General features: G+C 66.5%; 22 protein-coding genes. 11 read left to right on the top strand and 11 right to left on the bottom strand.

Translation table 11 applies throughout. From position 1 onward, the window contains the following. Nucleotides 1-159: 159 nt before the first annotated feature. The 6 genes from FCE95_RS04095 to FCE95_RS04075 all read left to right on the top strand — a co-directional run bounded on the left by FCE95_RS04095 (nucleotide 160) and on the right by FCE95_RS04075 (nucleotide 10420). Nucleotides 160-4827, top strand: a complete 4668-nt coding sequence (locus FCE95_RS04095; protein WP_189644632.1) for a putative Ig domain-containing protein — start codon at nucleotides 160-162, stop codon at nucleotides 4825-4827. Between the two features lie 242 nt (nucleotides 4828-5069). Continuing rightward, nucleotides 5070-5828 (top strand): sulfurtransferase, encoded by a 759-nt coding sequence (locus FCE95_RS04090; protein WP_137265694.1) that lies wholly within the window; start codon nucleotides 5070-5072, stop codon nucleotides 5826-5828. After that, nucleotides 5816-5971 (top strand): hypothetical protein, encoded by a 156-nt coding sequence (locus FCE95_RS17025; RefSeq protein WP_189644631.1) that lies wholly within the window; start codon nucleotides 5816-5818, stop codon nucleotides 5969-5971. Before FCE95_RS04090 ends, FCE95_RS17025 begins: the two co-directional genes overlap by 13 nt. 46 nt (nucleotides 5972-6017) lie before the next feature. Next, complete coding sequence (locus FCE95_RS04085) at nucleotides 6018-7577, top strand: protein adenylyltransferase SelO (RefSeq protein WP_137265693.1); 1560 nt, start codon at nucleotides 6018-6020, stop codon at nucleotides 7575-7577. A 303-nt stretch (nucleotides 7578-7880) separates the two neighbouring features. Further along, nucleotides 7881-9752, top strand: coding sequence for an ATP-binding cassette domain-containing protein (locus FCE95_RS04080; protein WP_137265692.1), 1872 nt, complete (start codon nucleotides 7881-7883; stop codon nucleotides 9750-9752). Next, nucleotides 9749-10420: a glutathione S-transferase gene (locus FCE95_RS04075; protein ID WP_137265691.1), complete on the top strand. Its 672-nt coding sequence runs from the start codon at nucleotides 9749-9751 to the stop codon at nucleotides 10418-10420. The genes FCE95_RS04080 and FCE95_RS04075 overlap by 4 nt, the downstream gene beginning before the upstream one ends. A gap of 106 nt (nucleotides 10421-10526) precedes the next feature. Here FCE95_RS04075 and FCE95_RS04070 read toward each other — a convergent pair whose 3' ends face one another. Both FCE95_RS04070 and FCE95_RS04065 read right to left on the bottom strand, forming a co-directional pair. Next, nucleotides 10527-10961, bottom strand: coding sequence for a barstar family protein (locus FCE95_RS04070; RefSeq protein WP_137265690.1), 435 nt, complete (start codon nucleotides 10959-10961; stop codon nucleotides 10527-10529). Further along, nucleotides 10958-11422 (bottom strand): guanyl-specific ribonuclease, encoded by a 465-nt coding sequence (locus FCE95_RS04065; RefSeq protein ID WP_137265689.1) that lies wholly within the window; start codon nucleotides 11420-11422, stop codon nucleotides 10958-10960. The genes FCE95_RS04070 and FCE95_RS04065 overlap by 4 nt, the downstream gene beginning before the upstream one ends. A 65-nt stretch (nucleotides 11423-11487) precedes the next feature. Here FCE95_RS04065 and FCE95_RS04060 point away from each other — a divergent pair, with 65 nt between their 5' ends. After that, nucleotides 11488-12108 (top strand): YdeI/OmpD-associated family protein, encoded by a 621-nt coding sequence (locus FCE95_RS04060; RefSeq protein WP_223266765.1) that lies wholly within the window; start codon nucleotides 11488-11490, stop codon nucleotides 12106-12108. A gap of 170 nt (nucleotides 12109-12278) precedes the next feature. Further along, entirely contained in the window at nucleotides 12279-13277 is a 999-nt protein-coding gene (locus FCE95_RS04055; RefSeq protein ID WP_137265688.1) for a diguanylate cyclase, read from the top strand. Nucleotide 13278: 1 nt separating this feature from the next. Here the strand turns inward: FCE95_RS04055 and FCE95_RS04050 are convergent, their stop codons facing one another. The 8 genes from FCE95_RS04050 to FCE95_RS04015 all read right to left on the bottom strand — a co-directional run bounded on the left by FCE95_RS04050 (nucleotide 13279) and on the right by FCE95_RS04015 (nucleotide 20783). Further along, entirely contained in the window at nucleotides 13279-14010 is a 732-nt protein-coding gene (locus FCE95_RS04050; protein WP_137265687.1) for a class I SAM-dependent methyltransferase, read from the bottom strand. After that, the gene (locus FCE95_RS04045) at nucleotides 14007-14696 is read right to left on the bottom strand and encodes an MliC family protein (protein ID WP_223266820.1); all 690 of its coding nucleotides are present in this window, start codon (nucleotides 14694-14696) and stop codon (nucleotides 14007-14009) included. Before FCE95_RS04045 ends, FCE95_RS04050 begins: the two co-directional genes overlap by 4 nt. Before the next feature lie 48 nt (nucleotides 14697-14744). Continuing rightward, nucleotides 14745-15557 carry an endonuclease/exonuclease/phosphatase family protein gene (locus FCE95_RS04040; RefSeq protein WP_223266764.1) on the bottom strand — a complete coding sequence of 271 codons (813 nt, stop codon included), beginning with the start codon at nucleotides 15555-15557 and terminating at the stop codon, nucleotides 14745-14747. Between the two features lie 255 nt (nucleotides 15558-15812). Next, nucleotides 15813-16400 (bottom strand): fasciclin domain-containing protein, encoded by a 588-nt coding sequence (locus FCE95_RS04035; RefSeq protein ID WP_137265684.1) that lies wholly within the window; start codon nucleotides 16398-16400, stop codon nucleotides 15813-15815. Nucleotides 16401-16489: 89 nt separating this feature from the next. Then, nucleotides 16490-17221 (bottom strand): anti-sigma factor, encoded by a 732-nt coding sequence (locus tag FCE95_RS04030; RefSeq protein ID WP_137265683.1) that lies wholly within the window; start codon nucleotides 17219-17221, stop codon nucleotides 16490-16492. Continuing rightward, a complete protein-coding gene (locus FCE95_RS04025) occupies nucleotides 17218-17775 on the bottom strand; it encodes a sigma-70 family RNA polymerase sigma factor (protein WP_137265682.1) in 558 nt (185 codons plus the stop codon). Before FCE95_RS04025 ends, FCE95_RS04030 begins: the two co-directional genes overlap by 4 nt. 25 nt (nucleotides 17776-17800) lie before the next feature. Beyond that, nucleotides 17801-18883: an alpha/beta fold hydrolase gene (locus FCE95_RS04020; RefSeq protein WP_223266763.1), complete on the bottom strand. Its 1083-nt coding sequence runs from the start codon at nucleotides 18881-18883 to the stop codon at nucleotides 17801-17803. 133 nt (nucleotides 18884-19016) lie between these two features. Next, nucleotides 19017-20783, bottom strand: coding sequence for a M14 family metallopeptidase (locus FCE95_RS04015; RefSeq protein ID WP_137265681.1), 1767 nt, complete (start codon nucleotides 20781-20783; stop codon nucleotides 19017-19019). Between the two features lie 170 nt (nucleotides 20784-20953). On the opposite strand from FCE95_RS04015, the gene FCE95_RS04010 reads away from it, so the two are divergent. The 3 genes from FCE95_RS04010 to FCE95_RS04000 all read left to right on the top strand — a co-directional run bounded on the left by FCE95_RS04010 (nucleotide 20954) and on the right by FCE95_RS04000 (nucleotide 23860). Continuing rightward, nucleotides 20954-21586 carry a glutathione S-transferase family protein gene (locus FCE95_RS04010; RefSeq protein ID WP_137265680.1) on the top strand — a complete coding sequence of 211 codons (633 nt, stop codon included), beginning with the start codon at nucleotides 20954-20956 and terminating at the stop codon, nucleotides 21584-21586. Nucleotides 21587-21647: 61 nt separating this feature from the next. Next, nucleotides 21648-23240 carry a POT-type proton-dependent oligopeptide transporter gene (locus FCE95_RS04005; RefSeq protein WP_137265679.1) on the top strand — a complete coding sequence of 531 codons (1593 nt, stop codon included), beginning with the start codon at nucleotides 21648-21650 and terminating at the stop codon, nucleotides 23238-23240. An 11-nt stretch (nucleotides 23241-23251) separates the two neighbouring features. Beyond that, complete coding sequence (locus FCE95_RS04000) at nucleotides 23252-23860, top strand: rhomboid family intramembrane serine protease (protein ID WP_425481279.1); 609 nt, start codon at nucleotides 23252-23254, stop codon at nucleotides 23858-23860. A 13-nt stretch (nucleotides 23861-23873) separates the two neighbouring features. On the opposite strand, the gene FCE95_RS03995 is transcribed toward FCE95_RS04000, so the two are convergent. Then, nucleotides 23874-24065 (bottom strand): hypothetical protein, encoded by a 192-nt coding sequence (locus tag FCE95_RS03995; RefSeq protein WP_137265677.1) that lies wholly within the window; start codon nucleotides 24063-24065, stop codon nucleotides 23874-23876. Nucleotides 24066-24221 lie beyond the last annotated feature (156 nt).

The raw sequence follows: 24221 nt of genomic DNA, 5'->3' as shown, positions 1-24221 counted from the left end.
AAATAAAGCTCGGAACCGCATGGATGCAAGCCTGCGGAGCCGTTGATCGGGGGGCAGGGCATGGAACTGCAGGCAGCGCTGAGCATGCGCGCGTCGTGGATTTCGCGCGTAGGAATTTTCTCAAAGTTGTTAAAGCGCCGGGCTTGGATCGCATTGACGATGCTCGGTCTTGCCTTGGGCGCGATCGCGCCCGCGCACGCGGCATGCACTTCGCCGCAGACCGCATCGATTCCCTCCGGCGGTTCGGCCACTTTCACTTGCGCGGATTTCGGCTTCATCAGTCCGGCCGTGTCGGGTCCTTCGCACGGCACGTTGACCTGGGGCACGCCGAGCAACGTCAATGCGCTCGTCTACACCAACAACGGCGACGGCGTGTTGAGCGACACGTTCGTCGTCAGAGACGATTTCAACGTACCCATCACTTTCAACGTCACGGTCGGACCGGCCACTTCGCCGATCGTGGTTTCGCCCGCGAACTTGCCGGCTCCGGCGGTGGGCGTGGCGTACAGCCAAACGCTGTCGTCCAGCGGCGGCGTCGCTCCCTATAGCTACGCTCTGACCGGCGGCAGCTTGCCCCCGGGCATCACGATGTCGGGCAACACCATTTCGGGCACGTCCACCGGATCGGGCCCGTACAACTTCACCGTGACCGTGACCGATTCGACGGCGCCGACGGCGCTCACCGCGGTGAAAAGCTATGGGTTCACCATCGCCGCGCCGATCCTCGACTTGGTGCAAGACACGCCGCCTGCGGCGACCATCTCCATTCCCTACAGCCTGCAGTTCACCACCGTGGGCGGCACCGCGCCGTACACCTACTCGATCGAGCCGGGCCCCGGTTTGCCGCCCGGGCTGAGCATGTCTTCGACGGGCCTGGTGTCCGGCACGCCGACGTCGGCGGGTTCGTTCCCGTTTACGCTCAGGTACGACGACAGCACCACCATCTCCACCGGCGGCGACCATTTCGGCGTGCAAAGCGTCACCATCGTGGTGAACGCTGCGCCGACGATCGTGGTCAACCCAGCTACGGTGCCGAATCCCACCGTGGGCGTCGCGTACAGCCAGACGTTCACCGGCAGCGGCGGCACGGCGCCTTATACGTTCCAAATTACCGCCGGTGCGTTGCCGGCCGGGTTGACCTTGAGCAGCACAGGCGCGCTGACCGGCACCGCCACCGCCGGCGGCACGTTCAATTTCACGGTCGAAGCCAAGGACGCCAACAATTTCACGGGCACCCGGGCGTACTCGATCACGACGAACCCGCCGACGATCACGCTGTCGCCGACGACCGTGCCCAACGCCACGATGGGCACGGCTTACAGCCAGACGCTCACCGCATCCGGCGGCACGATGGGCATCGGCTACATATTCAACGTCACCGCCGGCGCTTTGCCGCCCGGTCTCGCGCTTTCGAGCAGTACCGGCGCGATCAGCGGCACGCCGACCGCCAGCGGCACCTTCAACTTCACCGTCACCGCCACCGACCGCAGCACCGGCACCGGCGCGCCGTATACCGGTTCGCAGGCTTATACGCTGGTGGTCATACAGATTCCGCCCGTCGCCAATGCGGTTTCGGCGACGGTGGGCTTCAACAGCGGCGCAACGCCGATCACGCTCAACATCACCGGCGGTCCGCCGAGTTCGGTCGCGATCGGCACGGCGCCGGCGAACGGCACGGCGATCGCGTCGGGCCTTTCCATCACCTATCAGCCGAACGCCGGCTTCGCCGGAACGGACACGTTCACCTACACCGCGACCAACGGCGCCGGAACTTCCGCGCCGGCGACGGTGACGATGACCGTCGGCGCGCCGACGATCACGATCACGACGTCGGCGCCGTTGAACGGGCAAGTGGGTGCGGCTTTCAGCCAAACCTTCACTTTCGCGGGCGGCACCGCGCCTTATCACGATTACGCGGTGACCGGTTTGCCTGCGGGCGTAACCGTCACCGGTTCGACGACGAACAGCGTCACGATCTCCGGCACGCCGACCGCGGCGGGCAGCTTCGCCATCGACGTCGAAGGTATCGACAGCACCGGCGGCAGCGGGCCGTTCACGGGCAATCAGACTTTCACACACATCATTGGCGCGCCGACGCTGACGATGTCGCCCGCCGCCGGCACTTTGAGCCTGCCGTATGGGACGCCTTACAGCCAGACGTTCGCGGGCGGCGGGGGCACCGGGCCTTACAGCTTCTCGTTGGTGTCGGGTTCGCTGCCCGTCGGCGTCAGTTTCAGTTCGGCCGGTGTGTTGTCCGGTACGCCCACCGTGCCGGGCAGCTATGCCTTGACCATCGCCGCCACCGATACCGGCAGCACCGGCACCGGCGCGCCGTTCTCCATCCAGCAGAACTACGTGCTGCAGGTGGGCGCGCCGACGATAGTCATAGCTCCGCCGACCCTTCCCGGCGGCACGGCCGGCACGGCGTATTCGCAGACGCTCAGCGCCAGCGGCGGCGTGGCGCCGTACAGCTATTCCTTGCTCGCCGGCGCATTGCCGGTGGGCATGTCGTTCAGTTCCGGCGGTGTCTTCTCCGGCACTCCCACGACAGCAGGCACGTTCAACCTTACCGTGCGGGCGACCGACAGCCATGGCCAGACGGGCGATCAGGCTTACAACATCGTCATCGCCGCGCCGACGATCACGATCTCGCCGTCGACGATACCGGGCGGCACGGCGGGCACGCCGTATTCGGCGACGCTGACCGCCAGCGGCGGCACGGCGCCGTACTCGTTCTCGATCGTCAGCGGCACCTTGCCGGTCGGCGTATCGTTCAATTCGGCGGGCACGTATTCGGGAACGCCGACCACGGCCGGCACCTACACCGCAACGATCCGCGCGACCGATAACAACGGGTTCACTGCCGACCAGGCGTACAGCATCGTCATCGCCGCGCCGACGATCGTGATTTCGCCGGCCAGCCTGCCGGGCGGGGTGGTCGGCGTTCCGTACAGCCAAAGCCTGAGCAGCAGCGGCGGCGCCGCCCCCTACAGCTATTCGATCGTCTCGGGCAGCCTGCCGGTCGGCGTGAGCTTCAGCTCGGCGGGCGTATACAGCGGCACGCCCACCACGACGGGCAGCTATACCGCGAATATCCGTTCGACCGACAACAACGGCTTCAACACCACGGTCGCCTATACGATCGCGATCGCCGACGCCGTGCCGGTCGCGGTGGCCGACAGTGCGACGACGCTGGCCGGAACCGCAGTCACCGTCCCGGTCACGGCCAACGACACCGGCCTCATCACGAGCGTCGCAGTGGCCACGGCGCCTGCGCACGGCACGGCTGCGATCAGCGGCTTGAACGTGGTCTACACGCCGGCCGCGGGCTACTCCGGCAGTGACACCTTCACGTACACCGCGATCGGGCCCGGCGGCACCTCGGCGCCGGCGACGGTCACGATCACCGTGAATCCGGTGCCGGTCGCCGTGTCGAGCCATGTCGAAACCGCGGCCGCCACTCCCGTGCACGTCAACCTGACGGCGGGCGCCACCGGCGGTCCGTTCACCGCAGCGACGCTGGTGTCGCTGTCGCCGGCGTCTTCCGGCACGGCGACGATCGCGGGCAGCGGCGGAAGCTATGAATTGACCTTCGTCCCGGCCACGAGTTTCGCCGGCCTGGCCACGGTCACGTTCACGCTGAGCAATGCGTACGCGGTGTCGGCGCCGGCGACGGTCGAGATCCAAGTGGCCGGCCGCAGCGATCCGTCGAAAGATCCGGAAGTGCTCGGCCTGCTCGAATCGCAGGCGTCGGCGGCGCGCCGGTTCGCGAACTCGCAAATCGGCAACTTCCAGCAGCGCATGGAGAACATGCACGGCGGATCCGAAGGCCGCGGCGGCTTCCAGAACGGCATCAGCTTCGCCGGCGAGCGGCATTGCAGCCCCAACACGCGCCGCGCCTACGAAGATCCGGAATGCGCGCAAACCGCGCTGCGCGACGAAGATGCGCCGATGGCCGCTCCGGCGCCGATGCAAAGCGGCGAGAGCGGACGCACCCCGTTCGGATTCTGGGCCGGCGGTTCGGTGAGCCGCGGCGACCGCGATCCGCGCACCGGCGTCAGCGGTTTCGATTTCGAGACCAGCGGCGTCAGCGCGGGCGGCGACTATCGCTTGAGCCCGTCCTTCGTCCTCGGCGGCGGCGTCGGTTACGGCCGCGACGATACCGATATCGGCAGATCCGGCACGCGCAGCGAATCGAACGCCTACACGGTGGCGATGTACGCCAGCTATCACCCCGGCGAGCGTTTCTATCTCGACGCGCTGCTCGGCTACCAGTGGCTATCGTTCGACAACCGCCGCTTCGTCACCGACACCGGCGGCCTGGTGCGCGGCGAACGCGACGGCAAGCAGTGGCTGGCTTCGTTAGCGGCCGGCATGGACTACCGGAGCGACCGCCTGACGTTCTCGCCGTACGCCCGCCTGGATCTGGCCCGCGCACGCTTGGATGGCTACACGGAGCAGGGCGATCCGACCCATGCGCTGGCGTTCCAACGGCAGGACGTGGATACCGCCACCGCCAACCTGGGCTTGCGCATGGACTACCGCCACGATCTGTCGTGGGGCACGTTCTCGCCGCAGCTGCGGCTGGAGTTCCAGCACGACTTCGAGGACGACGGCAGCGCGACCATGCGCTACGCCGACCTCCCGGCCGGGCCGCTGTACCGCGCGCTGGTGCGGAGCCTGGATAGCAATCGGACGATCTTCGGCCTGGGCTTCGCGCTGCAGACCGAGCACGATCTGCGATTCCGCGTCGAATTCCGCACCCTGTTCGACGGCGACGGCGAGACCGACAACGGCTTCCTGCTGAATATCGAAAAGAAGTACTGATCGGTCCGGTTCGGATGCGATTCGCGCGACCCCTCTCCTGAACGGAGAGGGGTTTCGTTTTTTGCGGCTCGGAAAAGATGGCGGGCGCCGTTTCCTTCTCCCACCGGGAGAAGGTGGCGCGCAGCGTCGGATGAGGGTTCGGTGGAGCGATGCGCGTCAGATCGCAGGAAGACAAGCCCACTCGTGCATCCTCACCCTGGTGGGAGAGGGGCTTTCGTTGCCCCGCGGGCTAGAATGGCGGCATGGTGCTCAATCTCGCCGCCTACCATTTCGTGCCGATCCCGGACCCGGATGCGCTCGCATCGCGCGTCCGCGTCCGGGCCGAGCAGGACGGATTGCTCGGCACCGTTCTGGTGGCGGGCGAGGGCATCAACCTCTTCCTGGCCGGCTCCGCCGCCCGCATCCGCGGCTTCCTCGAATGGTTGCGCGAAGATCCGCGTTTCGTCGAGATCCGGGTCAAGCTGAGCGAGAGCCAATCGCAGCCGTTCGCCCGGCTCAAGGTCAAGGTCAAACCCGAGATCGTCAGCTTCCGTCGCGACCGCGCTTCGCCGCTGGGCGAACGCGCGCCCACGGTGGCGCCCGCCGAACTCGCGCGCTGGATAGCGCAAGGCCACGACGATGCCGGCAAGCCGCTGGTGCTGCTGGACACCCGCAATCGCGAGGAAGTCGGCTACGGCACCTTCGCCGGCGCGCTGACCTTGCCGATCGACAACTTCGTCGATCTGCCCGAAGCCCTGGCGCCGCATCGCGAAGCGCTGGCCGGCGCGACCGTGGTCAGCTTCTGCACCGGCGGCATCCGTTGCGAGAAGGCCGCATTGTGGATGCGCGCCGAAGGCATGGACAATGTGCTGCAGTTGGACGGCGGCATCCTGGGTTATTTCGAAGAGGTCGGCGGCATGCATTACGAGGGGCGTTGTTTCGTGTTCGACGAGAGGATCGCGCTAGACGCGAAAATGCGGCCGCTGGCCGACGCAACGGAGGCGCGCGCATGGGCACCGTGATCGGCATCGTCCTGCTGCTGGTGCTGCTGTATTTCGCGATCAAAGTGGTCGGATTCGCGTTGAAGCTGGGCCTTTGGGCGCTGCTGCTGTTCGGGGCCTATTGGGTCCTCGCGCCGTACCTGGACTTGCCCAGGCCGTTCTGAGCGGTCGGGACTTGCGATCCGTCGTCGTCGCCCGAATGTTGCGGGTATGCGGGCGCTGACTTTCGACAACCGTTTCGTGCGCGAGCTGCCGGGCGACCCGGAAGCCGGGCCGCGGTTGCGCCAAGTGACGGGCGCGCTCTGGTCGCGGGTCGAGCCCACGCCGGTGGCCGCGCCGCGCTTGATCGCCCATTCGCGCGAGATGGCCGCAGCGCTCGGCATCGATGAGGCCGAGATCGCTACTCCTGAGTTCGCCGCGATCTTCGCCGGCAATTCCTTGTCTACCGGCATGTTTCCATACGCATCGAACTATGGCGGCCACCAGTTCGGGCATTGGGCGGGCCAGTTGGGCGACGGTCGCGCGATTTCGCTGGGCGAGGCGATCGGCGCGGACGGCAAACGCTGGGAATTGCAGTTGAAGGGCGCGGGCCCGACGCCTTATTCGCGGATGGGCGACGGCCGCGCCGTCTTGAGATCGTCGATCCGCGAGTTCCTGTGCAGCGAGGCGATGCACCATCTCGGCGTGCCGACCACGCGCGCGCTATGCTTGGTCGGCACCGGCGAGGCGGTGGTCCGCGATATGTTCTACGACGGCCATCCGCAAGCCGAACCCGGCGCCGTCGTTTGCCGCGCGGCGCCTTCTTTTCTTCGCTTCGGCCATTTCGAATTGCCGGCCTCGCGCGGCGACATCGATTTGCTGCGCCGCCTGGCCGATTTCGCCATCGCCCGCGATTTTCCCGAGATTGAAGGCGCTGGCGAGGCTTTGTACGCCGCCTGGTTCGTCGAGATCTGCGAACGCACCGCACGGATGGTCGCGGAGTGGATGCGGGTGGGCTTCGTGCACGGCGTGCTCAACACCGACAACATGTCCATTCTCGGCCTGACCATCGACTACGGCCCTTACGGCTGGATCGACGATTACGATCCGGACTGGACCCCCAACACCACCGACGCGCACGGCCGCCGCTACCGTTTCGGCTGGCAGCCGAAGATCGCGCATTGGAACCTCGCGCGGCTGGCGCAGGCCTTGGCGCCGTTGTTTTCGTCGGCCGAACCGTTGCAGGCGGGATTGGATCGCTACGCCGCGGCTTATACCGAAGCGGATCGCGGCAACGTCGCCCGCAAGCTCGGGTTGGCGGAATGCCGCGAAGAGGACATCGGATCGATCCGCGATCTGCACGTGCTGATGCACGACGGCGAGGTCGACATGACGATCTTCTTCCGGGCCTTGGCCGAAGTCGATCCCGAATCGCCGAGCTTGGCGCCGCTGATCGGAGCCTTCTACGACGAAGAAAAGCGCATGCGCACCGAGCCGTCCTTCATGGAATGGCTGTCGCGGTACGCGGCGCGCCTGCGCCACGATCCGCTGTCGGCGACGGAACGGCGAGCGCGCATGCACGCCGCCAATCCCAAATACGTGCTGCGCAACTATTTGGCGCAACAAGCGATCGATCGGGCCGAGCAGGGCGACGGGAGCGGCATCGCCGAGCTGTTGGACGCGATGCGCAACCCCTACGACGAGCAGCCGGGGCGCGAAGCGTTCGCGGAGAAGCGGCCCGATTGGGCCCGGGACCGGCCCGGGTGCTCGATGCTGTCCTGCAGTTCCTAGCTGCGCTTTTTTTGTGGGAGCGGCTTCAGCCGCGAGCTCTTTCCATCAGACGATAGCGACTCGTTACAAGAGCTCGCGGCTGAAGCCGCTCCCACAAAAAGCCCGATAGCACGATGAAAAAAAGCCGGCTCAACGGCCGGCTTTTTTCTCCTTCTTGGCTGCGCGCTTTTCCTTCAGCGTCTTCTCGGGTTTCTTCTTGTCTTCTTTTTTCTTGTCCAAGCCTTTGGCCATGGCCGCGCTCCGGTGGTGGTCGATCCGCGCTTAGCGTACTGCGGGCCGCGGCGGGCCGCTAGACTATGCGCCATGCCCCTGATCTCTCTGAATGGCGTCGATTACGGCGTCGGCGGCCCGCTGTTGCTGGACCGGGTCGACCTGGCCATCGAATCCGGCGAACGGATCGCCCTGATCGGCCGCAACGGCGCCGGCAAATCGACTTTGCTGCGCCTGCTGGCCGGCGAATTGATGCCGGACGACGGCGAGGTGCGCCGCGAAAGCGGACGCCGGGTCGCGCGCCTGGAACAAGAAGTGCCGGCCGACGCCGGCGGCAGCGTGTTCGACGTGGTCGCCGCCGGCCTGGGCGAGTCGGGCGCGTTGCTGGCGCAATATCACCACCTCATCCATGCCGACACGGTCGATACCCAGGCGCTGGCCGAGGTGCAGGGCCGGATCGAGGCTGCGCACGGCTGGTCGCTGGACCGCCGGGTGGAGGAAACGCTCACTCGGCTCGGGCTGGACGGCGACGCCGGCTTCGCCGCGCTGTCGGGCGGCATGAAGCGCCGCGTACTGCTGGCGCGGGCGCTGGCCTCCGCGCCGGATCTGTTGCTGCTGGACGAGCCCACCAACCACCTGGACATCGAAGCGATCGATTGGCTGGAAGGCCTGCTGAAGGCTTGGCCCGGCGCCTTGGTCTTCGTCACCCACGACCGCCGCTTCCTGCGCGCGCTGGCGACCTGCATCGTCGAGATCGACCGCGGCCAAGTCACCAGCTGGCCCGGGGATTGGGAAAACTACCAGCGCCGACGCGAGGAGCGGCAGAACGCGGAGGCGCAGGAGAACGCGCGTTTCGACAAATTGCTCGCCCAGGAAGAAGCCTGGATCCGCCAGGGCATCAAGGCGCGCCGCACCCGCGACGAAGGCCGGGTCCGCCGCCTGCAGGCGATGCGGCGCGAACGCGCGGACCGCCGCGAGGCCGTCGGCAACGTGCGCCTGCAGACCGCGCAGGCGAGCGCGTCGGGCCGCAAGGTGATCGAGGCGCGCGAGGTGTCGTTCGGCTACGGCGACCGGGCCATCGTTCGCGATTTTTCGACCACGATCCTGCGCGGCGACCGGATCGGCCTGATCGGCCCCAACGGCAGCGGCAAGACCACGCTGCTCAAGCTGCTGTTGGGCGAACTGGCGCCGCAGGCGGGCGAGGTCAAGATCGGTACCCAGCTGCAAATCGCCTATTTCGACCAGTACCGCGCCGCTTTGCGCGAGGATTGGAACGCGCTGGACAACGTCGCCGAGGGACGCGAATTCGTCGACGTCGGCGGCGGCAGCAAGCACGTGCTCGGTTATCTGCAGGATTTCCTGTTCACGCCCGAACGCGCGCGCGCGCCGATCACGCGCCTGTCCGGCGGCGAACGCAACCGCCTGCTGCTGGCCAAGCTGTTCGCGCAGCCGTCGAACCTGTTGGTGATGGACGAGCCGACCAACGATCTGGACGTGGAAACCCTGGAATTGCTGGAAGAGTTGCTCGCGGACTATCCGGGCACGCTGCTGCTGGTCAGCCACGACCGCGACTTCCTGGACAACGTGGTGACTTCGACCCTGGTCATGGAAGGCGACGGGCGGGTCGGCGAATACGTCGGCGGCTATAGCGATTGGCTGCGGCAGAGGCCCGTGGTCTCGGCGCCTGCGGCCGTCTCCGCGCCGGCTAAGCCGCAACCGGCGGCGGCTCCGCCGTCGGCCAAGCGCAAACTCAGCTACAAGGACGCGCGCGAGCTGGAGGCCTTGCCCGCCAAGATCGAAGCGCTCGAAGCCCGCGTCGCCGCCTTGGCCGATGCGATGAACGACCCCGGCTTCTACCAGCGCGACGGCGCCGCCATCGTCGCCCACAACGACGCGCTGGCCGCCGCGCAGGCCGAACTCGATGCGGCCTATGCGCGCTGGTCGGAATTGGAGGAATCGCTTTGATCGTCGTCCATCATCTGAACAATTCGCGCTCGCAGCGGGTGCTGTGGCTGCTGGAAGAGTTGGGGTTGGATTACGGCATCGTCCGCTACCAGCGCGATCCGAAGACGATGCTGGCTCCGCCCGAACTGCGCGCCGTGCATCCGCTGGGCAAATCGCCGGTGGTGGTCGACGGCGACGACGTGCTGATCGAATCCGGCGCCGTGCTGGAGACCTTGCTCGAACGCCACGACAGCGGCCATCGATTGTCGCCGCCGCCGGGAACGCCCGAACATCTGGCCTACCGCAAATGGATGCATTACGCCGAAGGTTCGGCGATGCCGCCGCTGCTGCTCAGCTTGGTGTTCCGGCGGATCAAATCGGCGCCGATGCCGTTCTTCGCCAAGCCCGTCGCGCGGGGCATCGCCGACAAGGCCTTGGCGGGCTTCGTCGGCCCGCAGCTGAAACTGCATTTCGATTACATGGAAAGCGAGCTTGCCCGGCACGGCTGGTTCGCCGGCCCGCAATTCAGCGCGGCCGACATCCAGATGAGTTTTCCGGTCGAAGCCGGCGCGGCGCGGGTGGGATACGCCAAGTACCCGCATTTGGCGGCGTTCGTGCAGCGCATCCGTGCGCGGCCGGCGTACCAGCGGGCGCTGCAAAAGGGCGGCTCTTATGATTTGTTGTCCTGACCGCGCATTTTTGTAGAGTCGAGCCTCGCTCGACTGCTCTTGATCTTCGCTGTGCCGGAAAAAGCAGTCGAGCAAGGCTCGACTCTACGAAAGCGGTACGTTGCGGTTAGACGGCGGCTTCGAAGGCGTCGTCGGGCAGCGCGACGAAAGCCCAGAACGGCACGTCCTGTTCGGCCCAGGCGCGCGAGGCCTCGGCCAGGATGTCGACCAAAGTGTCGAAAGCGCCCGCATCGGCCGCACGCAAGTCGGTGGCGCCCTCCAGGAACAGCGCATAGCCGCCGGCCGGGCGCCAGCTCAAGTCGCGCAGCGCGTCGGACAGCGCGTCCCAGTTGCGGCCGAAGGTGCCCGGGAATTCCATGGTCGTGGCGAAACGCAGCAACAGCGTCGCCTTGTTGCGGCATTCGCCCAGATCGATGCGCCAAGTACGCAATCCGTCGTCGCGGGCGAGCGCGTCCAGCGTGGTCAGATCGTCGGCCGCGACCAGGAACACGCCGGCGCGTTGCGGATCCGACAAGCCGAGATCGAAGCCGGATTCGCTCATCGCCGCATGCCTTGGCCCGGATCGAAGGCTCGGAAACTGTCGTAGTGATCGTCGCTGTAGTACCAGATCTCGGGCGGATCGCCGCCGGTGACGATGCGGCGCGCGCCGCGGTGGCTCAGGCCGGGCGTGTCGACGGTGTATTCGCGGTAGTAGCCGCGCGGCTTGCGCGGCAGCCGGTTCTCGCGGTTGCCGAAGACGCTGCCGTCCTGGCGGTGCGGAAACGGGCCGCCGCGTTGGATCAGGCGGATCGTGTCGTAGGCTTCGCGCGGCAGACTTTCGGGAAGCGTCGTCGCGGGCGGGGCGGGCAGGTCGCCGGGAAGCGGCGCGGCGACGGGCGCCGGTTGCGAGGTCGCCGTTCCGCTGGCCGTGGCCGGCACGTCCGGCGAGCGCGTCAGCCGCGGCCACAGCAAGATGGCGGCGATCAGCAGCAGGGCTAAGACGAGCAGACCGGGCTTGCGCATGGACTGAGTTTATCGGCCCGGGCCGTCTGGCGGTAAAGTGCGCGCAGCCCCGATCAGGAAGGGTTATGGAAAGGCAGGGTATGGCAAGCCGCGATCCGCGCATCGACGCCTATATCGCCAAGTCGGCCGAGTTCGCCCGGCCCATCCTCGAACGCGCGCGGGAGGTCGTGCACGAGGCCTGCCCGCAGGTCGAAGAGGCGATCAAATGGGGCATGCCGACCTTCCTCTACGACGGCGCGATCCTATGCGGCATGGCCGCGTTCAAGCAGCACGCCTCGTTCGGTTTCTGGAAGCACGCGCGGGTGATGGGCGAGGACAATCCGCGCGACGGCATGGGTAGCTACGGCAAGATCACCCGGCTCTCGGATCTGCCGCCGAAGCGGCAACTCGTCGCCGACATCAAGAAAGCGGTGCGCTTGCAGAAGGAAGGCGCCAAGACGCCGGGCCCGCGCAAGACCTCCGCGCCCAAGCCTCCGCCCGAGACGCCGCCGGATTTGGCCGCGGCGCTGAAGAAGAACGCCAAGGCGCGGGCGACGTTCGAAGGCTTCGCGCCCAGCCATAAGCGCGAATACATCGAATGGATCACCGAGGCCAAGCGCGAGGAGACGCGCGCGCGGCGCCTGGCGCAGGCCGTCGAATGGTTGGCCGAGGGCCGGCAGCGGCATTGGAAGTACCAGAACGGGTGACGGCCGTCACGTTGCGCGATCGCGGCGGCGCGGCGGCGTTGCGCTGCGGCGCTCGCTGAGCTCGAATCTTTCATCGCGGCGTCGAGGAGCGGTTTCTGGGTCTGACTAGCACCAAGGCGGCACTGGCCGACGACCTCGCGCCCGAATCGCGGGCGCGCGACCTGCGTTTCGTGTCGCGCATCCACCGCATGCGCGCGCTGGGCTTGGGGCTCGGCGTGCTGCCGATCGCCGCGGTGCTGTACGAGCGGGCGACGCCGTGGCCGTTCTGGGCGATGCTGTTCCTCAACGGCTACGTTTGGCCGCATGTGGCCTATTGGCTGTCGAACCGCTCGCGCGATCCCTCGCGGACCGAGTTCCGCAACCTGACCGCCGATTCCGCGCTGGGCGGAATGTGGATCGCGGTGATGCAGTTCAACCTGCTGCCGAGCGCGCTGCTGGCGGCGATGCTGTCGATGGACAAGATCGGCGTGGCCGGTTGGCGTTTCCTGGGCCGCACAGCGATGGCGCAAGCGGTCGCTTGCGCCGTCGCTTGGGCGGCGCTGGGCTTCCCGGTGCAGATCTACACCAGCATGTTCGTGATCGCCGCTTGCTTACCGTTCCTGTTCGCTTATCCCATGGCGATCAGCACCGCAGCCTGGGGCTTGGGGCGCAAAGTCCTGATCCAAAACCAGATGCTGCAGTATTTGAACCGGATCGACGACATTACCGGGTTGTACAACCGCAAGCATTGGGAAGAAGCGGCGGAACGCGAACTCGCGCGCTACCAGCGCACCCGCCGGCCGGCGGTGGTGATGATGGTCGACCTGGACGATTTCAAATCGATCAACGATGGCCACGGCCACGTCGCGGGGGACGCGATGCTGCGCGCGGTTTCCGAAGTGCTGAGGTCGTGCCTGCGCGAAATCGATACTCCGGCGCGGTTCGGCGGCGACGAATTCTGCGTGCTGCTGGCCGAGACCAGCGCCGACGGCGCGCGCGAAGTCGCCGAGCGCATCCGTTTCGCGGTGGAAAAAGTCGAGATATCCGAGGCGCCGGGCAGGCGTTGCACGGTCAGCATCGGCATGGCCGAAGCCAATCGCCTGCTGGTCAGCGTGCAGGATTGGGTGAATCTGGCCGACAGCGCGATGTACCGGGCCAAGAACAAGGGGCGCAACCGCGCCGAAGCGTGAATCAGGCGAGCTTGCGGCACTCCAGCAACAGCGTATCGACACCGTCGCTGTCGATCAGGCCGGGCGCGGGCGACAGAGGCGGCTGCGCGCCCAGCGCGAAACGCATGAACACCCGGTTGTACCACCACATCGCGCGTTCGCGCTGGTGGGTCAGGAACCACATGCCCAGTTTGAGCAACCAAGTCGATTTGGGTTGCATGCCGTGCGCCGCGCTGCGCCGCAGCTCGAAACCGTGGCGGCGCAGCAGGGCGAGCAAGGCGGCCGGTTCGTAACGGCGGTAATGGCCGACGAAATCGTCGAAGGGCGTCCAGGCGGCCATATGGATCGGCACCGACAACAGCAGCGCGGCGCCCGGCGCGGCGACGCGCGCCAGCTCCGCGACCGCGGCTTCGTCGGCTTCGATGTGTTCGATGATGTCGAAGGCGCAGACCAGGTCGAACGCGGCGTCCGGGAACGGCAGCGCATCGGCCAGCGCCTGCACGCATAGCCCGCCTTGCGATCCGAGTTGGCGCAGCGCCGGCGGGCTGACGTCGGCGAACGCGGTGCCCGCGACCGGCAGGCGCGGCCGCAAGCCAGGCGCCACTTCCAAGCGCCGCGGCGCTTGCGCCGCCAGCGCATCCACCAAAGGCCAGGTGTTGAAGCGCTGCGGTGCGATCAGCACCGCGTCGCGCCATAGCGCGTCATAGAAACGGCGGTTGACGTCCAGCAGATTGGGGGACGAGGCCGTGGTCATCGGGCGTCGAGATACGCGCCGCAGCCGCGATAGGTCTTATTCCCGACGGTCAGTTCGGCGCGTTGTTCGAAGCGCTCCCCGTTCATCGCATCGCTGCAGGCTTCCTGCCAGGTGCGCAGCACAACGGCGGTGCCGTCGTCCAGCTGTCCGCCGTAGCCGTGCGTGCTGCTGATGCCCTGGGTTTTGGCGACGTCGATCTTGCGCTCGCCATAATCGAGTTCCGCGTGCAGCGGCGGCGAATCGCCGCTGCCGATCTCCACCCACCAGCCCGGTTCCTGGCCGATGCCGCGGAATATGGCGCCGCGGGCTTTCGCGGCTTCCCAAGGCGATATGTCCTGCGTCGCCGTGCAGTCGCGCTTTTCTTCGCCGGCCAGGACGAGCGTGCCTTCGCCGCCCTTGGTCCAGAATTCGTTGCCGCTTTCGTCCGCGTATCGCGCGCCCGAAGCGGACTTGGCGAGCGGCAATGTCATTTTGCGGCCGGAGAAGAAGAGCTCGGCATGTCTGTCCGCGTAGGCCGCCGATACGAGCAGTTCCCCGCAGCGCCAGCGGGACGGTCCCGCAGCTGGCGCCGGCTGGGACGGCGCCGCGGGTTGCGGCGCGGGTGCGGTGGACGCCGCGGACGCTTGTTCGCGCGGCCCGCAAGCCGAAATCAGAACAAGCGCGGGCAACAATGCGACGCTCGACACAACTTTCACGGCGACCGCTCCGGGGGAATGCGGAACTGCAGTATGGCCTTAATCGGCGCTGCGCGCAGGCGGGGGCAAGCGGAGACGCACTGCTACGCCGTAGTGATCGGATGGCCAATGGCCTTCGCTATCCGGGCGATTCAGGATGACGGTGGCCGACTCGGGAACCAGAACGCCCCGCTGCAGGAAAACGTGATCGATCCGCTTGGGCGGGTAATAGGACAGGTTGAGCGTGCTGTTGGCTTTCGGATCGGCCGCTTCGTTAGGGTGCAAAGCGCCGTACGCGTCCGCAAAACCCTCGGTCAGCGCTTTCAACTCGGGCGCAGCTGCGACCGCGTTGAAATCGCCGGCCACCAGCGAAGGCGCGCCGTCGGCGGTGTCGGCGATGAAGCGCATCAAGTCCGCGACTTGGCGCTGCCGGATCGCGCCGCCGCCGTCAGTCCAATGCAAGTGCGTGGTGTAGACGTTGAGCGTGCGGTCGCCGACCGCGATCCGCAAGTGCAGGGCGGTGCGCGAATCGTCCAGCGGCTCGAGCCGGGTCCAATGCTGCGCCAGGATCGGGCGGCGAGTCAGGATCGCGTTGCCGTAGCGTTGCGGCTGGCTTTCCGGATCGACCGATGAAAACGCGTATTCGTAGCCGAGCTCGTCGGCCAGCGTTTGCGCCTGGTTGCGCAGGTTTTCGCGGCCGATTACTTCCTGCAGCGTAATGACATCCGGGTTGAGCCGGCGCAGCTCGGCCAGGATCAGAGGCAGGCGCTTGGGCCAGTCCGCTTTGTCGTGATAGAGGTTGAGGGTGACGAGCGATATTTCGGGGCCGCGTACCGGTTTCTTGGCGATCGCCGCAAGCGGGATCAGGGCCAATGCTATTAGGCAAAATGTTCGGCGGATTCCGAAGATTGCTCGCATTCCGGTTTCCAGAATAAGTGCGTCGGCGGAATTCTATCGCCGCCGGACGAGATGAGCGGTGTTACATATCGTTACATGCGAAGAGAAAGCCGCTGGATACCGCTTTCGCGAAAATGGCGGCTAAAGCTCCGATAAAAAGCCCTCTCCCGCATGCGGAAGAGGGCTGGGCGATGGCGAGTGTCGCAGCGAAAACTCAGCGCGCTTCCGATGTCACTTAGGCATCAACACCTTGTCGACGACATGAATCACGCCGTTCGATTGCAGCACATCGCCGATCGACACCCGCGCGCGGCCGCCTTTGGCGTCGACCACCCACAGCGTCTTGCCGGATTGGGTCGCGGTCAGCGGTTCGCCTTCGACCGTGGTCAGCGACGCTTTGCCGCCGCCCTTCTTGATCGCGGCCATCAGATCGCCGGCGGTCATCCGGCCGGCCACCACGTGGTAGGTCAGCACCTTGGTCAGCGTGCCCTTGTTCTCGGGCTTGAGCAGCGTATCGACCGTACCCGCGGGCAGCGCCGCGAACGCAGCGTTGGTCGGCGCGAACACGGTGAACGGGCCGGGGCCGGACAGCGTGTCCACCAAGCCCGCCGCTTTCACCGCGGCGACCAAAGTGGTGTGGTCCTTCGAATTGACCGCGTTCTGGACGATGTTCTTGGACGGGTACATCGGCGCGCCGCCGACGGTGACGGTGCGTTCCTTGGACATGCCGTCGGCGGCGAAAGCGGGCGCGGCTACGGCGGCGAACGCCAACGACAGTGCGGTGCAGGCGAGGAACAGGCGATTGCGGATCGGGTTCATGGCTAGGCTCTCCATTGAGTGGGAACCCCTGATCGGCAGGGGCAATGGAGTTACGGCGGCCGGCGCCGTTCGGATGCAGCGATCGTCGATCAAATCCGGACGATGCGGCCCTGGGCCATCACCGGGCCGGTGGGCGAACCGGTGGGCGATCCGCCGGGCGGTTCCATCGATACCGCCAACATCGCGCCGTCCGCCATGTCGCGCAATGGGGCGGGCAAGTGCATCGTCATCGCTCCGTCGCGCTTGATCACGCCGAGCGAGCGCGGCTTGCCGTCGGCGGGAATCAGCCAGAGTTCGGGAACGCGGGAAGCGTCCACGGATCCGTCGCCCAGCGGCATCACCACCATCATGCCGCGCTGCATGTCGAGCGTAGCGCTGTAGGCGGCGCTGCCGTCGTCGCGGCGGATCGCCGCCACGTACGGTGCGCCGGAAACCGTTTCGGGCGGACGTTGCACCGCGATATAGACCATCGCGGCGGCGGCGAAGGCGAATCCGGTCGCGCCGGCGAGGCGCCAGAACGGCAGGCTTTGCCACAGCGATGCGCGCGGCGCGCTTTTTTTCTCGTTCGCGTCGTGCCCAAGCGTCGCCCGTATGCGCGGCCACACGCGCTCGGGCGGCGCGACGGGTTCCGCCTCGTCCAGCATCGTCGCCAGGCGCGCTTCCCAGGCGGCGACTTCGGCGGCGAAAGCGGGATCCTCCGCGATCCGCCGCTCGGCTTCGCGCCGCGCCTGCGCATCAAGCACGCCCAGCGCGTACTCGGCCGCGAGCATCGCGTGCTCGGGCGGGTCGTGCGGAGGCGTGGCGGGGCCGTTGCTGTTCATCGTTCCAGGCAAGCCTTCAGTCTGAGTAGTCCGCGGCGGATCCAGCTCTTGACGGTGCCGAGCGGATGGCCGCTGCGGGCGGCGAGTTCCTCATAAGTGCAGCCTTCGAAAAAAGCGGTGCGGACCGCATTGCGTTGTTCGTTGGGCAACTCGTCGATGCAGCGGCGCAAGCGCCTGCCTTCCGCATCGGCTTCGGCGAGCGCCGCGGCGTTCGGATTTTCGTCGGCGAGTTCGGCCTGCAGGTCGATCGCCGTCGACGCGCGGCCGACGCGGTCGGCGCGCAAGCGGTCGATCGCTTTGTTGCGCGCGACCATCGCCAGCCAGGTGATCGGGCTGGCGAGCGCGGCATCGAAACGCTCGGCCTTGCGCCAGACGGCGAGATAAGCATCCTGGAGCGCCTCTTCCGCTTCGCCGGGTTGTCCCAAGATACGCAGGCAGACGCCGAAAAGTTTCGCCGAAGTGCGGGCGTACAGCGCCTCGAACGCGACCCGGTCGCCGGCGGCGGTGGCCCGCAGCAGGGCGCTGAGCTGGTCGCTGTCGGTAGACGTCGGCATGGCGCCGAGTATGCCAAAGAGCGGCTCAGGGGCGTTTTACGGCGCTTTCCGGCGACAGGAAGGCTGCGATTCCGGCGATCAGCCGCTCGCGGCCGCGTTCCGGGCGGTCGAGATGGACCAGGTGGGTGGAATCGGGCAAGTCGAGCCGTTCGACCTGTGCGCTGCGCACGGCCTCGCGCGCGAGCGTGGCGGCGTCTTCGGGACGGCTCCAGAAATCGCGGCCGGAGCGCACGATCAGGATGCGCGCGGTGATGGACGAGGCGTCGAACAGGCGGCGCCCGGTGCCTTGATAGAAGCTGTCTTCCATCGCGCCCATCGGTGCGCGGAAGGCGGGCGGGTCGTGCGAACCCGAAGCGGGGTCGCTGGCCAGCGCCGCCGCCGCATACGCCTGGGCGATGGCCGGATCGCGCCATGCGGTTTTGTCTTCCGCCGGTATCGAGCGGTCCCAAACGCCGAACAAGGAAGTCGCGGGATATTCGGCATAACCGCCGATGTCGGGAATCAGCCGGTCGGGATGTTGCGGATCGCTCAGCGACGAACCTTTTCCGAGCATGGCGTGTTCGGACGAGCCGCCGTAAAGCGCGTTCAAGGTAATCAGATCGCCTACTTTTTCCGGATGCAGCGAGGCGTAGAACGCGGCCCACATGCCGCCGGTGGCCCAGCCGAGCAAGGCGACCTTGGCGCGCTTGCCGCGCACCGCATCGACGACGGCGTCGATGTCGCGCACGACTTCGAAAGCGCGGGAAAGCGGTTTGGATTCCGCGGCGGGTTTGCCCATCGCCGCGGGCCGGTCGGAACCGCCGTAGCCGCGCGCGTCCATCACATAGACCTTGCGGCCGGTGCGTTGGGCGAGGTCGGCGGCGAGCGAGCCGTTCGCGACGGGCAGGTCGAAGGAGCCGACGCCGGGGACGCGCGCGCCGTGGATGAGGATCAAGGGTTCGGCTTGGGCTTTCGAACCGTTGGCGGCGACTTCGCGGACGTGCAGGCGGATGCCGTCGGAAGTGGTGACGTGGAAGTCGCGGCGGGCGATGTCGGCGGCGTTCGCGCCAAAAGCCGACGAAAGGAAACCGGTCATGATCAGAGAAGCGAACCAGAAGAGGATGCGCATGACGGGTGATCCTTGGGTGCGTCGCGGCTTGCCCTCACCCAACCCTCTCCCGCAAGCGGGAGAGGGCTAACTGCAGCGAGAGAGAGCTAACTGCAGCGAGAGAGAGCTAACTGCAGCGGAAGAGGGCAGTTGATTACTTCGGTGCCGTAGCGACGCGCAGCACGGGATACAGGTTGTAGCGGTCGTCCCACGAGGAATGCCGCCGGGCGAAGAATTCCAAACGCGCCTGCGGATCGCGGGCGAAGGCCAGGTCGTTCTTCAAGCGCAACTCGAACTCCTGCTTCAGCTTCGCATCCTTGGCCAGCATTTCGCGCGCCACGTCTTCGGCCACGTACGCTTCCATGTATTCCTTGCGCTCGAAAGCGTTGTTGAACTCGCCCCATTCGACGTAGGCGTCGGGCGCCATCGGTTCCAGCAGGCCCATCGCCAGCCGCGCCTTGGGCTGGGCGATCGGCACGAACAGGCTGCCGGCCGCGACGTCGCGGGTTTCCGGTTTCCATTCGCCTTGCAGAGTCAGGCGCTGGTGGCCTTCGACCGAACCGGCGGCGAATTTGGTTTGGGCGGCGCGGAAGGCTTCGACTTTGGCTTTCGCCAGGCCCGCGCCCAGGGTGCGGTATTCGATGCCGTGGACCTTCAGCTTTTCCGCGATTTGCGCCGCGAACGCGGCCGGAACGATGTAGCCGCCCTTGGGCGCGGCGACGGTGACCGACGGCAGCACTTCATCGCGCAGCGGCAATTTCCAGATTTGCGGCTTGGTCTCGTCGTAATGCGTCATCGGCGCGCCGGAGATGTCCGAAGGCGTGCGGGTGTATTCATAGCCGCGGAAGTCGACCGTGCGCACTTTGTCGGTGGCGGCGTAATCCAGCGGCACCAGCTTGCCGCCGAGCTTTTCCGCGCGCGCATCGGCTTCGTGCGCCGTCTTTACCCAGCCGGCGCCGTCGCGCGCCGCCAGTTCGAGCACGTCGACGATGGTGTTGCGGGTGATCCGCACGCGGGTCGGGTAGTCCTTCCACGAATGCGTTTCGACCAGCATGCCGTAGCGGTTGCGCAGCTGGAAATAGCCATGCGAGAAGCGCGGCGTGGGGACGCCGTCGACGAAGCCGGAGGTCGGCACGTCGTTCTCGACGAAGGACGGGTAGTAGGCCAGCGGCAGCGAGCCCTGCGCGGTCAGCTTTTCGATGGTGCCGTCGCGCAGCGCGCGGCCGGACTTGCGCATCTCGGCGTCGCCGGAGTTGACCGGTTCGACCTGGATCGAGATGTCATGCTCGAACTTGGCGCCGTCGGTCACGTGCAGGTCGACCATCGCGATCGGGTCCCAGGTCTGGACCAGGCCCAACATCGCGCGCATTTCCGGTGCGTCGGCCTTCATGTAATCGCGGTTGAGGTTGTAGTTCTGCGCGGTGGTGCGCCAGCCCATTTCCTCGGGGCCGCGTTGGTTAGGCCGGTTCCAGCGGCCGAAGCGCTCATGGCCGTCGACGTTGAACACCGGCACGAAGACCCAGACCAGTTTGTCGAGCGCGCCCGGCGCCGCTTCGCCGTCCAGGATCTGGCGCAAAGCCAGGAAGCCGGCGTCCTTGCCGTCGATTTCGCCGGCGTGGATGCCGCCTTGGATCAGCACCACGGGCAGTCCGCGTTCGCGCGCGGCCTGCGGCGTCAGCGCGCCGCTGCGCGAAACCACCAGCGCCTTCATCGGCCGGCCTTCGGGCGTGGTGCCGAAGTCGGTGCAACGCACCGCGTCCGGATAGCGTTGGGCGAATGCGGCGCACAAGGCGATCGCTTCGTCGTAGCGGCCGGTCTTCAAGAAGCCGCTGCGTTCGGAGACGGTGGTGAGCGCCGGGTCCGCCGCGAAGGCGGGCAGGGCGAGGGCGGTCAACAAGGCGAGCAAGGACAAACGTGGCATCGGTCGCATCCCCATCGAAGAAGCGCCCGATGTTAGCCGACGCGGCGCGCGAATGCGGCTGCCGGTGGTCATCGCCGACAACGACTCCGGCCACAATAACGGCTCGTCGGGCTCCTGCGAAGATCGGCGCACGGGCATAATTGACCCTTTAGAACAAGGTGGGTTTCCGCATGCACGTCCTTTACTACTCTCCTGGTTCGGCCAGCTTGGTCGTGCATTGGCTCCTGCTGGAACTCGGCGTTCCGCACGAACTGCGCTTGGTCGATACCGCCGCGCGCCAGCAGAAGAGCCCGGAATACTTGGCGCTGAATCCGAACGGCGTGGTGCCGACGCTGGTGATCGAAAGCAAGCCTTCGTACGAAGCGGCCGCGCTGCTGCTGGACTTAGCCGATACGCATCCGCAAGCCGGCTTCGCGCCGGCGCCGGGCACGCGCGAGCGTCGCGATCTTTACCAGTGGATGTTCAACCTGGCGAACATGGTGCAGCCGTTGTTCCGGCAGTGGTGGTATCCGGGCGAACCGGCCGGCGCCGAGCGGGCCGACGAGGTCCGCGCACACGTGAGCAAGCGGATCGAAGCCGAGTGGGACCGGATCGACGCCCATCTCGCGCAGCGAGGCCCTTATCTGCTGGGCGAGACGCTCACCGTCGCCGATTTCTACCTGACCATGCTGATGCGCTGGTCGCGCAACATGCCGCGCACGGCGACCGATTGGCCGCATCTGGCCGCCTTGGCGCAGCGGATGAAGGCGCGGCCGACGTTCAAAACCCTGTACGAGCGCGAAAGCCTGACCGAATGGGCCTGATGCGTTCGGCGCGCGGTCCGGCTAGGCTAGGGCGATTCCCGACCGCCGCCGGATCCGCCGCATGACGACGATCGCCGCAGAAGCCAAGCCCGCCCACTCGCCGTTGCCGCGGCAGATCCCCTACATCATCGGCAACGAAGCCTGCGAGCGGTTCAGCTTCTACGGCATGCGCAACATCCTGGTGCAGTTCCTGGCCAGCAGCGTGCTGCTGGCCTATCTGCCCGAAGCCGACCGGCAGGGCGCCGCCAAGGACGTCTTCCACACCTTCGTCATCGGCGTGTACTTCTTCCCGTTGCTCGGGGGTTGGCTGGCCGACCGCTTCTTCGGCAAATACAACACGGTGCTGTGGTTCTCGCTGATCTACTGCGCAGGCCACGCTTGCCTGGCGATGTTCGAGGACAACCGCAACGGTTTCTATACCGGCCTGTTCCTGATCGCGCTCGGCTCGGGCGGAATCAAGCCGCTGGTGGTGTCGTTCTGCGGCGACCAGTTCGACCAGAGCAACAAGCATCGCGCCAAAGTCGTGTTCGATGCGTTCTATTGGACGATCAACTTCGGCTCGTTCTTCGCATCGCTGCTGATGCCGCTGTTCCTGCGGGAGCTGGGGCCGGCGATCGCGTTCGGCATTCCGGGCGCATTGATGTTCGTCGCCACCCTCATCTTCTGGGCGGGTCGCAGGAGGTACGTGCGCGTGCCGCCGGCCACTTCCGATCCTCATTCCTTCCTGCACGTGGCGCGCACTGCGCTGACGGCCAGGGCGCCCGGGCAGGGCAGGCCCGGGTTAGCGATGGCGGCGCTCGGCGGCGCGCTCGCGGTGGGCGCGCTTTTCCTGATCCCGAAATTGGGTTTCGTGATCTGCGCCTGCTTGGCTTTGGGCTTGATTATCGCTTTCGGCGGCATCGGGACTTCGATGCAGCTCGAACGCGCCCACGGCGCGCACCCGCCGGAGGCGGTCGACGGCGTGCGTTCGGTGCTGCGCATCCTGATCATCTTCGCCTTGACCACGCCCTTCTGGTCGCTGTTCGACCAGAAGGCCTCGACCTGGGTGCTGCAGGGCAACCAGATGGCGATCCCGCACGACCAATGGTGGTGGCCCAGTTTTCTGGTCAAGGACGCGGCGCAGATGCAGGCGCTGAATCCGGCGCTGGTGATGCTGCTGATCCCGTTCAACAACCTGGTGTTGTACCCGGCGCTGCGCAAGATGGGCTTCGAACCGACGGCGCTGCGCAAGATGGGCGCCGGCATCGCGTTCTCGGGCATCGCCTGGATCTTCGCCGGGCTGATCCAACTGGCGATCGACGGCGGCGATCCGGTTTCGCTGGCCTGGCAGGCGCTGCCGTACGCGCTGCTGACCTTCGGCGAGATATTGGTGTCGGCGACCGCGCTGGAATTCGCGTACAGCCAGGCGACCGCTTCGATGAAGGGCGTGATCATGGCGTTCTGGTACCTGGCCAGCACCTTCGGCAGCCTCTGGGTGCTGCTCACCAACGCCGGCGTCCGCAACGAAGCGGTGATTTCGCACATCGCCGGCACCGGGCTTAGCGAGAACGCGTTCTTGATGTTCTTCTTCGCCGGTTTCGCCTTCCTGGCCGCGCTGGCGTTCGCGCTGTACGCGCGCCGCTATCCGATGCAGGACAACTACCGGGCCGCATGATGGACATTTCGATGAATCTGGTCATCGTCGGCGTCACCTGCCTGGTGTCGTGGCTGGCGTTCAACAACCCGCGCTTGGCCGAGAGGCTGATCCTGTGGCCGCCGGCGATCGACCGCGGCAAGCAATACGACCGTCTGGTCACCCACGGCTTCATCCATGCCGATTGGATGCACTTGCTGTTCAACATGGTCACGCTGTGGTCGTTCGGCGGCGTAATGGAGCGCTTCTACACGCAATACATCGGCGCGATCGGCTACGTCGCGTTTTACCTGTCGGCGATCGTGGTCGCGATCCTGCCCACCTACATGCGCCATCGTCACGATCCTAGCTATCGCAGCTTGGGCGCGTCCGGCGCGGTGTCGGCGGTGCTGTTCGCGTACATCCTGCTCGACCCGTGGTCAGGCATCTATCTGTTCCTGATCCCGATTCCGATCCCGGCCTTCCTGTTCGCCGCGCTCTACGTCGGCTACAGCATCTGGATGGACAAGCGGGGCGGAGACAACGTCAACCACAGCGCGCACCTGTACGGTGCGGCTTATGGTCTGATGTTCACGCTGATCATGGAGCCGCGCGCGGCGGCCGTGTTCGTGCAGAAGCTGGCGAACCCGACGTTCGGGTGATCGCGGTGCGGGCTCAGGCGGCCCGCACCAGCTTCATGACCGGCTGCTTGCCGTCGTAGTTCTGCTGCAGGCGCTGGCTGATGGTCGCGTCGAGCTGGGCCAGTTCGTTGCTGTCGAGCTGGCCGTTGGCGACCAATTCGAACAGGCGCGAGAGCAGCATGTCGTCGCTCAACGAAGGGTCGGCGGCTTGGTGGTTGTCCGACATAGTCTTTCCCCCTACAAAAAAGATCCCCTGAGTGCTGCTTAAGTACGCAGCATCCATGCCAACGGAATCAGGGGCTTAGGCCGGCCTCTTGGTGACGTTTCGCGTCACACAGCGACCGTATGGTGAAAGCGGTTGACGTTCGCCGGCCGTCGGCCC

Origin of the sequence: Luteimonas gilva (assembly GCF_005239095.1) — a bacterium.
In the GTDB taxonomy this organism is placed as follows: Bacteria; Pseudomonadota; Gammaproteobacteria; order Xanthomonadales; family Xanthomonadaceae; genus Luteimonas_C; species Luteimonas_C gilva.
The sequence above is the reverse complement of the archived record's forward strand: the minus strand, read 5'-3'. Positions and strand labels throughout refer to the sequence as shown.